Origin of the sequence: Bacteroides sp. AF25-5LB (genome assembly GCF_003602965.1) — a bacterium.
Lineage (GTDB): Bacteria > Bacteroidota > Bacteroidia > Bacteroidales > Bacteroidaceae > Bacteroides > Bacteroides uniformis.
The window spans coordinates 96,579-110,697 of sequence record NZ_QTMC01000003.1; the positions used below are offsets into that span (position 1 = coordinate 96,579).

Annotated in this window: 14 protein-coding genes; 2 read left to right on the plus strand and 12 right to left on the minus strand. The window is 47.3% G+C overall.

Annotated elements, in window-relative coordinates:
• Positions 1 to 25: 25 nt before the first annotated feature.
• The 9 genes from murG to mraZ form a co-directional block, all read right to left on the minus strand.
• Positions 26 to 1,222 (minus strand): undecaprenyldiphospho-muramoylpentapeptide beta-N-acetylglucosaminyltransferase, encoded by a 1,197-nt coding sequence (gene murG, locus DWY57_RS04585; protein WP_117600285.1) that lies wholly within the window; start codon positions 1,220 to 1,222, stop codon positions 26 to 28.
• A gap of 99 nt (positions 1,223 to 1,321) precedes the next feature.
• Positions 1,322 to 2,638: an FtsW/RodA/SpoVE family cell cycle protein gene (locus DWY57_RS04590; protein ID WP_117600203.1), complete on the minus strand. Its 1,317-nt coding sequence runs from the start codon at positions 2,636 to 2,638 to the stop codon at positions 1,322 to 1,324.
• 67 nt (positions 2,639 to 2,705) lie between these two features.
• Positions 2,706 to 4,040: a UDP-N-acetylmuramoyl-L-alanine--D-glutamate ligase gene (gene murD, locus DWY57_RS04595; RefSeq protein WP_119961397.1), complete on the minus strand. Its 1,335-nt coding sequence runs from the start codon at positions 4,038 to 4,040 to the stop codon at positions 2,706 to 2,708.
• Between the two features lie 52 nt (positions 4,041 to 4,092).
• Positions 4,093 to 5,361 (minus strand): phospho-N-acetylmuramoyl-pentapeptide-transferase, encoded by a 1,269-nt coding sequence (gene mraY, locus DWY57_RS04600; RefSeq protein ID WP_117600205.1) that lies wholly within the window; start codon positions 5,359 to 5,361, stop codon positions 4,093 to 4,095.
• Between the two features lie 8 nt (positions 5,362 to 5,369).
• Positions 5,370 to 6,818, minus strand: a complete 1,449-nt coding sequence (locus DWY57_RS04605) for a UDP-N-acetylmuramoyl-L-alanyl-D-glutamate--2,6-diaminopimelate ligase (protein ID WP_119961398.1) — start codon at positions 6,816 to 6,818, stop codon at positions 5,370 to 5,372.
• A gap of 43 nt (positions 6,819 to 6,861) precedes the next feature.
• Positions 6,862 to 9,000: a penicillin-binding protein gene (locus DWY57_RS04610; protein WP_117600207.1), complete on the minus strand. Its 2,139-nt coding sequence runs from the start codon at positions 8,998 to 9,000 to the stop codon at positions 6,862 to 6,864.
• Positions 9,001 to 9,087: 87 nt separating this feature from the next.
• The gene (locus tag DWY57_RS04615) at positions 9,088 to 9,438 is read right to left on the minus strand and encodes an FtsL-like putative cell division protein (protein ID WP_005830386.1); all 351 of its coding nucleotides are present in this window, start codon (positions 9,436 to 9,438) and stop codon (positions 9,088 to 9,090) included.
• A 9-nt stretch (positions 9,439 to 9,447) separates the two neighbouring features.
• On the minus strand, positions 9,448 to 10,368 hold the full coding sequence (gene rsmH, locus DWY57_RS04620) for a 16S rRNA (cytosine(1402)-N(4))-methyltransferase RsmH (protein WP_117600286.1): 921 nt from the start codon (positions 10,366 to 10,368) through the stop codon (positions 9,448 to 9,450).
• Between the two features lie 10 nt (positions 10,369 to 10,378).
• The gene (mraZ, locus tag DWY57_RS04625) at positions 10,379 to 10,855 is read right to left on the minus strand and encodes a division/cell wall cluster transcriptional repressor MraZ (protein WP_117964704.1); all 477 of its coding nucleotides are present in this window, start codon (positions 10,853 to 10,855) and stop codon (positions 10,379 to 10,381) included.
• 123 nt (positions 10,856 to 10,978) lie between these two features.
• Between mraZ and DWY57_RS04630 the strand changes: the two genes are divergently transcribed.
• Positions 10,979 to 11,224 (plus strand): hypothetical protein, encoded by a 246-nt coding sequence (locus tag DWY57_RS04630; protein WP_227204056.1) that lies wholly within the window; start codon positions 10,979 to 10,981, stop codon positions 11,222 to 11,224.
• A 184-nt stretch (positions 11,225 to 11,408) separates the two neighbouring features.
• On the opposite strand, the gene DWY57_RS20850 is transcribed toward DWY57_RS04630, so the two are convergent.
• The 3 genes from DWY57_RS20850 to DWY57_RS04645 form a co-directional block, all read right to left on the minus strand.
• A complete protein-coding gene (locus tag DWY57_RS20850) occupies positions 11,409 to 11,546 on the minus strand; it encodes a hypothetical protein (RefSeq protein ID WP_158562784.1) in 138 nt (45 codons plus the stop codon).
• 118 nt (positions 11,547 to 11,664) lie between these two features.
• The gene (locus tag DWY57_RS04635; protein WP_117964706.1) at positions 11,665 to 12,168 is read right to left on the minus strand and encodes an RNA polymerase sigma factor; all 504 of its coding nucleotides are present in this window, start codon (positions 12,166 to 12,168) and stop codon (positions 11,665 to 11,667) included.
• A 372-nt stretch (positions 12,169 to 12,540) separates the two neighbouring features.
• A complete protein-coding gene (locus DWY57_RS04645; RefSeq protein ID WP_119961399.1) occupies positions 12,541 to 13,044 on the minus strand; it encodes an RNA polymerase sigma factor in 504 nt (167 codons plus the stop codon).
• A 213-nt stretch (positions 13,045 to 13,257) separates the two neighbouring features.
• Between DWY57_RS04645 and DWY57_RS04650 the strand changes: the two genes are divergently transcribed.
• Entirely contained in the window at positions 13,258 to 14,076 is an 819-nt protein-coding gene (locus DWY57_RS04650; RefSeq protein WP_117600212.1) for a 1-acyl-sn-glycerol-3-phosphate acyltransferase, read from the plus strand.
• The last annotated feature ends 43 nt before the right edge of the window (positions 14,077 to 14,119 follow it).

The window sequence follows — 14,119 nt, forward strand, 5'->3', positions numbered from 1 at the left end:
TCTTTCATTAAGATGCTCTCCTAATTTATTTCTTAATTAACTTCAATACCTCCTTCGCAATAATTGTTGCCGAGTCCGGTAACGCCAGCTTGGAGATATTCTTGCTTAAGTCTTGCAGCTTCTCGGAGTTGGCGATTGTCTCCAACGCCACCGGTAGCAGCTTCTCTTTCGCTTCCACATCCTTCACATAGATAGCTGCACCCTTATCCACCAGCGCCAGCGCATTCTTGGTTTGGTGGTCCTCTGCCACATTGGGTGAGGGAACCAGGATGACTGGCTTGTGCAGCAGGCAGAACTCGGAGATGGAACCGGCTCCTGCACGTGAAATCACCAGGTCGGCAGCCGCGTATGCATTTGCCATATCCTTAATGAAGTCCGTCACGTACAGATTGGGGATGGCACTAATGCGCGGGTTGCGTACGGCTTCTCCCGTTGTATTTGTAATAGCTTCTCTGACTTGGTCAATGTATATCTTCCCCGTTTGCCAGATGAATTGCACTTCGGGATTGGCGCGAATGACATCCAGTCCGGCACTCAATGTCTGATTGATGGTGCGGGCTCCGAGACTGCCGCCCAATATCAGTATTGTTTTCTTCTCCGGGTTCAGTCCGAAGTATTTCACGGCATCTTCGCGGCAGATGGAGTGGTGGAGCAGATTCTGGCGCACCGGATTACCGGTCATGATTATCTTTTCTGCCGGGAAGAATTTTTCCATACCTTCGTAAGCCACACAAATCTTGCATGCCTTCTGTGCCAGCAGCTTGTTAGTGACACCGGCGTAGGAATTCTGTTCTTGTATCAGTGTGGGAATACCCATCATTCCCGCCATTTTCAGCGTAGGACCACTGGCATAGCCACCTACACCGACAGCTACTTGCGGGCGGAACTCCTTGATGATGCTCCGTGCTTTCCACTGGCTCCGTATCAGTTTCAGCAATACGGAGACGTTCTTCCACAGATGTTTACGGTCAAATCCGGCAACGGGTAAACCTATAATCCGGTAACCAGCATCGGGAACACGCTGCATCTCCATTCTTCCTTCGGCACCTACGAAGAGAATCTCTGCGTCGGGACACAACTCTTTTATGGCGTTGGCAATGGAGATAGCCGGAAAGATATGTCCTCCGGTACCACCGCCACTGATGATAAGCCTCACTCCCTTCCCCGTAGAGAGAGGGGTAGAGTTACTTTGACTTGTATAGTTGTTTGCCTCTTTACTCATATTCTTGTTCTTCTTTATTTTTGTATTATTGGCATACTCGCCATTACTCAATCACTCTTTTCTCCCCTCCCTATAGGGGAGGGGGTGGGGGAGAGGCTGTTATTCAAACTCCGCATCACTGTTCAGTACCTTTGCTGTCGGTTCGGCGGCTGTTTGTGCCTCGCTGTCGATCGGTTGTTTCAGGTTTTCTGCATTTCCGGTATCCACCAGCATAGTCACTTGTGCATCATGCATCCGTTGTTCCTCCAGTTTGGCTGTATAGCGGCTGACGCTCAGTATCATGCCGATGTAGGCACAGTTGATGAAAGTGGATGTACCACCCTTGCTGATGAGCGGAAGCGGTTGTCCCGTGACGGGTGCCAGACCTACGGCAACCATCATGTTGAACAACGCCTGCGTGACGAGTAGCAAGGCTATTCCGGTAATGAGGAAAGCGGGGAAGGTGCGGTCGCATTTTTTGGCGATACGGCCTACTCGCACCAATAGGCAGACATAAAGGAACACAACGACTATCCCGCCTACCAGTCCCAGTTCCTCAATGATGATGGCATAGATAAAATCGGAGAATGCCTGGCTCAGAAAGTCACGTTGTACGGAGTTTCCCGGGCCCTTGCCTACAACGTTACTCGTAGCTACGGCAATACGGGCATGTGCCACTTGCCCGTCGCCGTCGATGTCGAATTTGGCAGCAGGAACTTCTTCCTTGTTGGTAAAGTCTGCAATACGGGATTTTACAGTGGTAAAACGGTGTCCCATCGGTATATTTTCCAATGTCTTGTCTGGCGTGGCCAGCAGGAAGGCAACAAAGACTGTAACGAATGCCACAATCCCTCCTCCCAGTATCAGTAGGTTCCTGGCAGATACCCGCCCGATGAACATCATTAGGTAGACCGTTCCGAAGAGCAACATTCCCGTTGAGTAGTTTTCCGGCAGGATAAGGCCACAGACTATGCAGGTAATAATCATGATGCGCTTAAAGGCTTTCGGACTTGCACCGTCTTCGTCCTGCCCTTTCGAGAGGATAAAGGCTGTAACGATGACGACGGCCATCTTCGCTATTTCCGACGGCTGGAACTGAATGCCCATGAAGGTCATCCAGCGGGCTGCGCCGTTTACGCGGTCACCGGTAATGAATCCCATCAGCATCACAAAAGCCAGCAGTCCGATGGATATCGGAAGCAAGAATACCGGGAACACCTGGAACCATTTATAGGGGATGTTGTGTACCAGTACTACAATGACGGCACCTACCATCAGGAGAATGCTGTGCTGCGTAATCGGTCCCCAGTGGTCGCCACTCTTGTAGGTCAGCGTACTGGCAGCACTGAATACCTCTGTGATGGAGATGAGGCAAAGGAAAAGGAAAATAATCCAAATCACTTTGTCGCCTTTGAATATGCTCTTTAATAAATCCAATGCTTCGCAAATTAAAAATTAATAATTAAAGAATTACAAGTTGACAGTCTCATGCAGCACTTGTCTTTTATAGTGCTCTGACACATGCTTTGAACTGTTCGCCGCGGTCTTCATAACTCTTGAAGAGGTCGAAGGAGGCACAGCAAGGGCTGAGCAACACGGTTTCACCTTTCTTTGCCAGTTTGAAGGCTGCTTCTACGGCATCCTTCATGCCGGTCTGAACATCAGCTACGGGCAATCCTAAGCGGTCGAAGAAGTCGTGCAGCTTTTCGTTGTGTAATCCCAAATATACCAGGGCAGAGCACTTTTCGCGTACAAGGTCTTCGATTTCCGTATAATCATTTCCTTTGTCCTTACCGCCGAGGATAAGTACGGTTTTGCCGGTCATGCTTTGCAGGGCATACCAGCAGGAGTTTACGTTCGTTGCCTTGGAATCATTGATGAAGCTTACGCCGCGTACGGTGGCTACTTTCTCCAATCGGTGCTCCACTCCCTTGAAGTCGGACAAAGCCTTGCGGATATATTCTTTTCGGATACCGGCCAAGTTGGCTGAGATACCAGCGGCTAATGAATTGTATAAGTTGTGTGTGCCGTGCAGCGCCAGCTCCTCTTGCTCCATATTGAAGGCTATCGGTTCGTTGATTTCCACTTCACCGTCTTCCACGTATGCGATGGCTCCGTCTTCCTTTACGGCAGCGAACGGGTAAAGATGGGCGCGCAGGCCATGCTTGTCCAGTTCGCGCTTGATGATGGGGTCGTCGTTCCAGAAGATAAAAGCGTCTTCCGGTGTCTGGTTTTGGGTGATGCGGAATTTGGCGTCCACATATTTCTGCATACAGTGGTCGTAACGGTCCAAGTGGTCCGGAGTGATGTTCATCAGTACGGCAATGTTGGCACGGAAGTTATACATATTGTCCAGTTGGAAGGAACTCAGCTCAATGACGTAGTAATCATGCTGCTCCGTGGCTACCTGCAAGGCCAGGCTGTTGCCGATGTTGCCGGCGAGGCCGACGTTCAGTCCTGCACTCTTGAAGATGTGATAAATGAGCGAGGTGGTTGTAGTCTTTCCATTTGAGCCGGTGATACAGACCATCTTTGCGTCAGTGTACCGTCCCGCAAACTCTATCTCAGAGATGATGGGCGTACCTTTTTCCTTTAATTTCACAATGAGCGGAGCGTCGTTGGGGATACCGGGGCTTTTCACCACTTCGTCAGCATTCAGAATCAGCTCTTCTGTGTGGTGTCCCTCTTCCCAGGCAATGCCGTATTTATCCAGCAGTTCCTTGTATTTGTCTTTAATGGCAGACATGTCGGAGACGAACGTGTCGAAACCTTTCACTTTGGCCAGTACAGCAGCGCCTGCGCCGCTTTCGCCAGCTCCTAATACTACAATTCTACTCATAATATTTATATACTAATATGTCAATGTGGAAACTATGCTAATGCATCCCACATTATCTAATCTTTAATGTTATAATTGTTATCGCTGCCAGTACAATCGTCACAATCCAGAAGCGGATGGTGATTTTGGATTCGTGGAACAGCTTGTCCGGTTTGGTGAATACCACGCTGCATCCCGGTTCTATCAGGCTCATGGAAGTGCGGAAGTGGTCGTGTATCGGCGTTCTTTTGAAGAGACGTTGTTTCACGCCTTTCCGCTTGCCTGTCTTGTAGTAGAGGCGTTGCAGGATGACCGAGAGGTTCTCCACCAGGAAGATACCGCAAAGGATGGGTATCAGCAGTTCCTTGTGAATAATGATGGCGTATACTGCGATGATTCCTCCAATGGTCAGACTGCCCGTATCGCCCATGAATACTTGGGCCGGATAGGCATTGTACCATAAGAAGCCGATAAGTGCACCGATGAAGGCACAGATAAAGATTACCAGTTCTTCCGAGCCGGGAATGTACATGATATTCAGGTAGCCGGCATATTCAATGTGGCTCGACACGTAGGCGAGTATTCCCAAGGTCAGTCCGATAATGGCGGAGTTCCCTGCCGCCATTCCGTCCATTCCGTCATTCAGGTTGGCTCCGTTGCTGACGGCGGTAACTACGAAAATAGTGATAATCACGAACAATATCCAACCTGCTGTTTGGGCATGTTCACCCATAAAGCTTACTAAGTCGGAATAGTCGAAGTTGTTGCTTTTGAAGAACGGGATGGTGGTCTGCGTTGCCTTGATTTCCTTGGCTGCATGTACTACTTCTATTTGTCCCCCTGGCTTCTCTATTTCTATGTTCTCGCGGATAACCACCTGCGGGCTGAGGTAGAGAGTCAATCCGACGATAAGTCCTAAACCTACTTGACCGATGATTTTGAACTTACCGTGCAGGCCTTCCTTGTCCTTTTTGAATATCTTGATGTAGTCGTCGGCAAATCCTAGCGACCCTAACCAGATTGTGGTAATCAGCATCAATATCATATAAATATTGTCTAACTTGCCCAGTAGCAAGCAAGGAATGAGTGTGGCAAAAATAATGATGACACCGCCCATGCTGGGTACTCCCACTTTGTTCACACCGAATGGATCGATACTGGCATCACGTTGCGTTTCGGTAATTTGCTTGCGCTTCAGTAGATTGATGAACTTGTCTCCCCAGATGCTCGAAATGAGCAATGCCAGAATGATTGCCATCAACGAACGGAAGGATGTATAGCCGAACATGCCCGCACCGGGGAAGTCATATTTGTCTAACCATTGAAATAAGTAGTATAACATGATGTTAATTATTTAATTATTTCATTTAATATCTCTTTGTCGTCAAAATGGTGTTTCACGCCTTTAATCTCCTGATAATTCTCATGCCCTTTGCCTGCAACGAGAATCACGTCTCCCGGCTGTGCCAGCATGCAGGCTGTCTTGATGGCTTCGCGGCGGTCGGTGATGCTGATGGTTTTCTGCATGTCGTCTTTATCCAGCCCCGCCAGCATGTCGTTGATGATGTCCTGCGGCTCTTCAAAGCGCGGGTTATCGGAGGTAATGATGACCCGGTCGCTCAAGCGGGCGGATTCTTTGGCCATGATGGGACGCTTGCCTTTGTCGCGGTTGCCGCCGGCACCTACAACGGTAATCACTTTTCCTTTTCCTTCCAGCACTCCGTGAATGGCGTTCAATACATTGACCAGGGCGTCTGGAGTATGCGCATAGTCCACAATGGCAGTGTAGCCTTTCGGTGAACGGATGGCATCGAAGCGGCCGGTTACCGGACGCAGCGTACTGAGGGCAACCAGTACATCTTCTTCTTTCTTGCCCAGCAATATGGCAGTACCGAATACCGCCAGCAGGTTGTAGGCATTGAATTTTCCGATGAAACGTACTGCCAGCTCGTGGTTGTTGAAGTCAAGTAACATTCCCTCGAAATGAGATTCCAAGACTTTGCCTTTGAAGTCGCTAAGACTGCGCAAAGAGTAGGTGTATACTTTCGAACGGGTATTCTGTGTCATCACGAGTCCGTTCTTGTCATCCAGGTTGGTCAGGCTGAAAGCTCCTTTCGGCAGTTCGTCGAAGAACTTTTTCTTGGCCTTGAGATAGTTCTCCACCGTTTTATGATAATCCAGATGGTCGCGGGTCAGATTAGTGAAAATACCGCCGGCAAACTTCAGACCGCTGATGCGCTTCTGGGCAATGGAATGGGAACTGACTTCCATGAAGGCATACTTGCAGCCGGAGTCCGCCATCTCTCCAAGTAGGCGGTTCAAGGTTATTGGGTCCGGGGTGGTATGTTCGGTCGGTACGGGCTGGTCGTCGATGTAATTACATACAGTGGAAACCAGTCCGACCTTGTAGCCGAAGTAGCGGAAAGTATTATATAATAAGGTAGCAACGGTTGTTTTTCCGTTGGTTCCGGTCACGCCGATGAGTTCCATCTTGGATGTAGGGTCACCATAGAAAGTGGTGGCCACTTTCCCTACGGCATCTTCACTGTCTTTCACCAGAATGTAGGTGGTGCCGGTCTTGAGCTCTTCCGGCAATTCTTCACACAATACTGCGACAGCCCCTTTGTCGATAGCAGCTGGGATATAGGCATGCCCGTCGGTCTGCGTACCACGCATGGCCATGAACAGATGTCCGGTTTCTATCAGGCGGGAGTCTATATTCACTCCCGTTATCTCCATGTTTGTACTTCCGGCAATCCGGACCGGCTGTATTGTTGCCAACAAATCACTTAATTTCATACCTTATTATATAATGTATATCCAAATCTTGTTTATTCTCATGTTAACGTAGTGTCAGGGCTATGGTTTGTCCTTTCACTATCCGACTGCCGCTTGCTATGGACTGGTTCCTCACCCGTCCTACGCCGTTTAGCCTTACTTTCAGTCCTTTGCTCTCTAAAAGGTAGACTGCATCTTTCGCTCCCATACCGACCACGCTGGGCACGGTGCCCGAGGCCAGTTCCTGGTCTTGCAGGATGACTGCCGACGGGGCAGCTTGTGTATGTCCCCACTGCTCCTTTTTCTTTTGTTCGGAGAACTGTTTCTGGACGGGAACTTTCAGATCGTTCAATACAAGGAGCGCCTCGTTCATCTCTCCGGCTTTCACGGGAGGAATCACATTGGTGGTACTGTCTATGGCACTGCGTATGTCAAAACGCAGGTCTTTGGCATAAACTCTTTCCGCTATTTTCCCAAAGACACTACCTGCCATCAGACCGCCTGAAGCTGGTAACCCAGGCTTCTGAATGGAAACGATGCAACTGTATTTAGGTGCTTCCGAGGGGAAATATCCGCAGAAACTTACAAGGTAGTTCACCCGTCCCGACTTATATCCGGCTGCTCCTTGAGAAATCTGTGCCGTACCCGTCTTGCCCGATACGGAGAACTGCTTGCTGCCGGCGGGTTTTGCCAGACCTTGCGATACCACTTTCCGAAGGATTTCGCGGATCTGTGTCAGGGTATGGTCGGAACATATCTTGGGATTGATTACTTCCGTAGGATATTCTTTCACTACCTCACCATCCTTTACCGCTGCTTTCACAAACTTGGGGCGTACCATGACCCCATTGTTGGCTATGGCATTGTAGAAGGTCAGTATGTTCATAGGAGGTACCTGGGTCTCGTAGCCGATACTCATCCACGGTAAAGTCGTTTTGGCAAAATAACGCTCTTTAGGTCCTTTGATGTTGGGCTTTCCTTCACCAGGAATTTGCAGATGAAGCGGCTGGTCGATGCTCATGCGCTTCAAACCGTCCACGAACTTCTGCGGATTATCCTTGTAGTGCTTGTCGATGAGGTAGGAGACGCCCACATTGGAAGAAACTTCCAGAATACGTGTCACATCTATCTTTCCATAGCCTCCCCGGTGCCAGTTGTGGTCTCTCATCTTGCTGCCGTACATATTCATAATACCGTTGCCCGTGTCTACCTCGGTATCCGGGGTTATCTTGCCGTCTTCCAGTGCCACCATAATGGAGGCTGTCTTGAAGGTGGAGCCCGGTTCCAACATATCGCTGATGGCATTACTGTTCATTTCGTAGTAATTGCCGTCTCCGGCTTTCATCATGTTGACAATGGCCTTTACTTCTCCGGTAGCCACTTCCATCAGTACGGCTACCCCGACATTGGCATTGATTTCCTTCAACTTGTCCACCAGGGCTTTTTCGCAGATGTCCTGCATGCCTACGTCGAGGGTAGATATGATGTCACAACCGTCTACCGGGGGAAGGTCTACGATATTCAGGTATTTGTTCATCACCTTCTGACGGTGGGTAATACCGTTCCGTCCTTTCAGCAGGGTGTCGAAGGCCAACTCAATGCCGTTGCGGGCTCCCATGGCTGTATCGGCATAAAGACGGCCCAGGGTTTGGGCTGCCAAAGAACCGAACGGCTTTTTACGCTGGTTGTATATCTGTTCGTGGAAACCGCCTCGGTATTTGTTCATCTTGAATACGGGTAACCGCTTGGCTTCCTTATACTGAATGTAAGAGATGCGCCGGTTGCGGTTGGGAAGAATGTTGTAGTTCCGGCTCTTCATCTCCCGCCCCTTGCGCAGATGGCTTTTGAAGGTGGCGGCACTGATGTCCGGAAAAATCTGATGAAGCCCGATACAGATGGAATCGAAATTGGCTTTCCAGATAGAATCCTTGCGCTGCTGGTCCTTTTTGCGGCGCTTCTCGTCCCTTTCGCCGGACATGAAGTCCATATATATTTTATATTCCGGCAGCGAACTTGCCATCAGTTTACCATCCGAGGACAGGATATTTCCCCGGTTGGGCTTCACCGTTACATTCTCTTTGACGAAGCGGTCGGCTACATCGTGCCAGTACTGTCGCTCGGCAAACATAATCATGGCGCCTTTCACAACAATAGCTATCCCCACCAGCCCCATGAGTAGGACGACGAAGAAGTAACGGGTCATTATGTTTTTTTTATTTACAGCCAATGTTATTTACGATTTAACGATTTACGATGTGCTATTGAAATTACTTTAATCCTCAATTCTCCATTATTTTAGTAAGTACGGTGGATTAGTGGAAGTCTGCAAATCACTTTCTTTGGTGGCGATGTATTCCTCGATGCGCGATTGGCGGCTCCGTTCCATTAATTCCGAACTGCGTGTCAAGGCATCGTACTTGATGTCTATCAACTCTTTTTTAAGGTTGTCTATCTCTATCAGTTGCAGTTGGCATTCGTAACGGTTGTTGATGTAAATAATGATAAGCACCATGATAAGGAACAACAATCCGGCTTGACGGCGGAAGAAGTCTGTGGCCAGAATGTCGCCTCCTATGATGTTTTTCAGTGAGGTGCGTTTTTTCACCTTCTCCGTATTCTTTTCTTCTTGTTTCTTTTCCATTGCTAGTCACTAATCATTCGTTACTCTTTCTGCAATTCTCAGCTTGGCGCTGCGCGAACGCGGATTGCGCTCTATCTCTTCCTCGTCCGGTACAATTACTTTGTTGTTGACCAGCCGGAACGGGGTCAATACGTTCCCGAAGAAATCTTTTTCGGCCTTGCCTTCCACGTTGCCGGTTTTCATGATATTCTTCACCATACGGTCTTCCAGGGAGTGATAGGTTATCACCACCAGACGGCCTCCCGGCTTTAGCGCTTCTGTTGCTGCATACAGCATTTCTTTCAGTGCCTCCATTTCCTGGTTTACCTCAATGCGCAATGCCTGGAATACCTTTGCTAGTTCTTTCTTCTCACGTTCGCGGCCGAAGAGTGGCTTGACGATTTCCAAAAATTCGCCGATGGTGGCAATTCTCTGCGTAGCCCGTGCTTTAACAATGACAGATGCCAGTTTCCGGCTGTTCTTCAGCTCGCCGTACAGATAAAAAATATCGGCCAGCTTTTCTTCTTCGTAGGTATTCACGATGTCGGCAGCTGTCAGGCCGGCACGCTTGTTCATACGCATATCCAGTGCTCCGTCGAAGCGGAAGGAAAATCCCCGTTCGCTGTCATCAAAGTGATGGGAAGATACGCCGAGGTCGGCAAGTATGGCATCCACTTTTTCGATGCCGTGATAGCGTAGGAAGTTGTGCAGGTAGCGGAAGTTGCTGCGTACGAATGTAAAATGCGGGTTGTTCACAATGTTGCGTTCCGCATCCTCGTCCTGGTCGAAGCTCAGCAGCCGGCCGCCGTCTTCCAGGCGGGACAGTATCTCGCGCGAATGTCCTCCTCCACCAAACGTTACGTCTACATACGTGCCGTCCGGACGGATGCTCATCGCATCTACGCTCGGCATCAGCAATACGGGGATATGATATGTTGTTTCTTCTTTCATCATCTGTTGTTTATAGCTTATTTTCGTCACAGCAAATATTTTCGTCTCCCAGCAGCTCTTCAAGAGCCTCACTGAACTCGTCAGGGTTCATGAATGGTTGTTCGGCACGTTCCTTGGCCCAGATTTCTATTGTGTTGTCCACGCCAATGAAGCGGACATCACTTTGTATACCCGCCATTTGCAGGTAACGCTTTGGGAGCAGGATGCGTCCGTTCCCGTCAGGGATCATGATTTCCGCGTCACTTACGAACTGGCGGAAAATCATTTGCTGTTTGGCGTTCCATTTATTCAGCCGGCAGCGAAGTTGGTTTTGGGTGGCAAACCATACACTTTCCGGGTAGAGCACCAGGCAATCCTGATATACGTCCTTGCGCAACACGAGCTTTTCTTCGGAAGCGGCCTGCAGCTGTTTCCGGAAGGTGGCCGGGATGAAAACTCTTCCTTTTGCATCTGCCTTCGCCTCGATATTACCTAAGAATTGTATCATTTCTCACCTTATTATAATAAGCGACGGTAAAAATACACATTTCCCCACAATTCCCCACAATCTTTTAACTAAAATCTTAGGAAGAAGTTTTCAACACCTTGTTGATAGCTTATTCATTTGATAATGAAGCTACTTTTGAAGCACTTTGCTGGTGGGGGAATTTGTGTAGTCTCTTTTGAAAAGATTCAGTTAGAGATGGCGGGTCTTTGGTTTGAAAGTCGCTTGTTGGTGGAATGGTGTCTTGGGCGGGAAACTTCTTTCCCAGCCTTGCGAATATCTAAACCAAGCCTTGGTTTTTCTATCTCAAGGCTTGGTTTGGAAAAACCAAAGTTTGGGATAAAGCTCTTTCTTAACTCTTCCTTGTTTTAGTATTAACTTCTTAACTCTTTTTTGTTAATTTCCCATCTTTTTTTGTGAACGTTACCGTTTGCCGGGAGATGATGGGGAGGAGTGATAATATTCCCCTAGGGTGGTTGATTATTATATTCATCCACAGAATCCGGTGGATAAATCTTTTTTTTACTGTATGCTGTTCAGCGAGTCAAGTTTGTCTTCATTGACCAGCTGTACGTAGTGCCATACCTGCGTACTTGACGTGCTTGCTCATGGCCGGCTGTACGACAAAAACAGCAGGAGCTTCCATTGCCATTGTTACAAATGTGCAGGCTGTAATGGTTGTCTGTTTCTTCATGTTGTTTATTAATCACTCGGTTTTTCTTTAGGTATCTTGGTTTGTATTCTATGATTGTCTGGTATATTTCTTTTTTATCCGGCCAATAAATAAACAATTCTTTGCTTGCCGTATTCTCTTATCTGAAATCCTTCAAGTCATGCTGCAGCTTCTGGCGGGTAAAAAAGATACGGCTCTTTACTGTTCCAAGTGGGAGGTTCAGCTTTTCTGCGATTTCACGGTACTTGAAACCGGAAATGTGCATGGAGAAAGGTATCTTGTACTCACGTGGCAGGGCATTGACAATGCGGTGCATTTCCTTCAGGTCGTAAGCACTTTCTGTGCTGTCAAGTGTGAGGTCATGCGGTGTATTCAGATGATAGAGATTGTCTGTGGTATCTGCAAACGTCTGGTCACGTACCACTTTACGGTAATTGTTGATGAAAATATTACGCATGATGGTATATATCCATCCTTTAAAGTTGGTATCAGGTGTATACTTCTCTTCATTGCCCAGAGCTTTTAATGATGTCTCTTGAAGCAGATCGTTGGCTTCTTCGCGGTTGGAGGTTAATTTATATGCAAAGCGTAATAAGTCGTTTTGAACTCCGAGTAGGTCTTGGGTAAATGTTCTATTATTCATAATGGATGTTTTTTTAATTATTGTTCGTTTTATTGATGATGCAAAGTTATGGATGATTCTTTTTTTGATAGACGGAAATCAAACTCTCTTTGGGGGGAAATCTAATAATTGGCAGTTTTCAGGTGGTTTTGGTTAGCTTTCAGTGCTTCGGATAGCTGGAAAGGTGGAATGTAACCAGAGGTTACTACCTGATTTTTGTAAATAATATTATCGCAAAGTGTAACGGCTTGAATATGTTCGTGCAGAAATATAAAGGCGAGACCATGAAAGGTAGACATGGGATTGTCCCGGCCTACCTTTCTCTCTTTTGATACAACTAAAATTTGTACTCTTCTTAATTTATGGAAATCACTGGTTTTATATGCTGGGTTCTTAAACAAAATCCTTCAAGTCTTGTTGTAATCTTTGGCGGGTGAAGTAAATGCGGCTCTTTACCGTACCTAAGGGTAACCCCAGCTTCTCTGCAATTTCGCGGTACTTGAAGCCGGAGATATGCATGGAGAAGGGAATCTTGTACTCCCGTGGCAGGGCGTTGACAATGCGGTGCATCTCTTTCAAATCATATGCCCTTTCTGTGCTCTCAAAAGCGGTGTCATGCGGCAGGTTCAGGTGATAGAGATTATCCGTGGTGTCCGCAAAAGTCTGGTCACGCACCACTTTGCGGTAATTGTTGATGAAGATATTACGCATGATGGTATATATCCATCCTTTGAAATTGGTATCGGGAGTATACTTCTTTTCGTTATCCAGAGCTTTCAGGGATGTTTCCTGCAGGAGGTCGTTGGCTTCTTCACGGTCGGAAGTAAGTTTGTATGCAAAACGCAATAAATCGTCTTGAACTCCGAGCAGGTCTTTTTTAAATGTTATATTGTTCATATGTGCTATGTTTTTTCGTTAATCATGATATTGCAAGTTTACGGAAGTTTTCTTTTTCAGGCAGACGGATTTCAAACACACTTTAGGGGGAAAACTGTCAATTGATAGTTTTTAGGTGTTATTTGATAGATTTCGGGTGTAGTTTTCTGTCCTTTTTTTGCGATTAATTAAAAAGATGAGTTAATTTTGCACATTCATTTCATCAAAAGAAGAATGGCTGACGACTCTTTATTTTTGATTGACATAGACAAGATACTTCGGGAAAAGGCTCCGAAGAAGTCTAAGTATATCCCCAAGTTCGTAGTTTCTTATTTGAAGCATATCGTTCATCAAGAGGAATTGAATGTCTTTTTGCGGGAGTCGAAAGATAAAGTCGGTGTGGATTTTCTGAAAGCTTGTCTGGAGTTCCTTGATGCCAATATTGTGGTAAAGGGGGAGGAGAATCTGCCTAAAGAAGGGCTTTATACTTTTGTATCCAACCATCCCCTGGGTGGGCAGGACGGAGTGGCGTTGGGTTATGTCTTGGGCTCCTTTTATGGCGGCAAGGTGAAATATATGGTCAACGACCTGCTGATGAACCTGCACGGACTGGCACCGCTCTGCATCCCCATCAACAAGACGGGAAAGCAGGCCAAAGACTTCCCGAGAATGGTGGAGGCGGGATTTGCTTCGGACAATCAGCTCATCATGTTTCCCGCAGGTCTTTGTTCACGTAGGCAGAATGGGGTCATCCGTGACTTGGATTGGAAAAAGACCTTTATCGTGAAGAGTGTCGAAGCCCACCGTGATGTAGTTCCCATCCACTTCGAAGGGCGGAACTCCAATTTCTTTTATAATCTTGCCAATCTTTGTAAGATATTGGGTGTCAAGTTCAATATCGCCATGCTTTACCTGGCAGATGAAATGCTGAAGAATCGCCATAAAACATTTACTATCACCATAGGGAAGCCTATCCCCTGGCAAACTTTCGATAAATCGAAAAGCCCGGCTGGATGGGCGCAATATGTGAAGGATATTGTATATAAATTGTAGAGAGACCGTATTTATATAAAAGAAGAACTACTAACAGAGAAAT

Bases quoted from the DNA above. Each gene is read 5' to 3' on its own strand.
- DWY57_RS04645 (WP_119961399.1), bottom strand. From the start codon at position 13,044: ATGAACAATATAACATTTAAAAAAGACCTGCTCGGAGTTCAAGACGAT.
- mraZ (WP_117964704.1), bottom strand. From the start codon at position 10,855: ATGATACAATTCTTAGGTAATATCGAGGCGAAGGCAGATGCAAAAGGA.
- DWY57_RS04650 (WP_117600212.1), top strand. From the start codon at position 13,258: ATGGCTGACGACTCTTTATTTTTGATTGACATAGACAAGATACTTCGG.
- murD (WP_119961397.1), bottom strand. From the start codon at position 4,040: ATGAGTAGAATTGTAGTATTAGGAGCTGGCGAAAGCGGCGCAGGCGCT.
- murG (WP_117600285.1), bottom strand. From the start codon at position 1,222: ATGAGTAAAGAGGCAAACAACTATACAAGTCAAAGTAACTCTACCCCT.
- rsmH (WP_117600286.1), bottom strand. From the start codon at position 10,368: ATGAAAGAAGAAACAACATATCATATCCCCGTATTGCTGATGCCGAGC.
- DWY57_RS04630 (WP_227204056.1), top strand. From the start codon at position 10,979: ATGAAGCTACTTTTGAAGCACTTTGCTGGTGGGGGAATTTGTGTAGTC.
- DWY57_RS20850 (WP_158562784.1), bottom strand. From the start codon at position 11,546: ATGAAGAAACAGACAACCATTACAGCCTGCACATTTGTAACAATGGCA.
- DWY57_RS04615 (WP_005830386.1), bottom strand. From the start codon at position 9,438: ATGGAAAAGAAACAAGAAGAAAAGAATACGGAGAAGGTGAAAAAACGC.
- DWY57_RS04605 (WP_119961398.1), bottom strand. From the start codon at position 6,818: ATGAAATTAAGTGATTTGTTGGCAACAATACAGCCGGTCCGGATTGCC.
- mraY (WP_117600205.1), bottom strand. From the start codon at position 5,361: ATGTTATACTACTTATTTCAATGGTTAGACAAATATGACTTCCCCGGT.
- DWY57_RS04635 (WP_117964706.1), bottom strand. From the start codon at position 12,168: ATGAATAATAGAACATTTACCCAAGACCTACTCGGAGTTCAAAACGAC.
- DWY57_RS04610 (WP_117600207.1), bottom strand. From the start codon at position 9,000: ATGACCCGTTACTTCTTCGTCGTCCTACTCATGGGGCTGGTGGGGATA.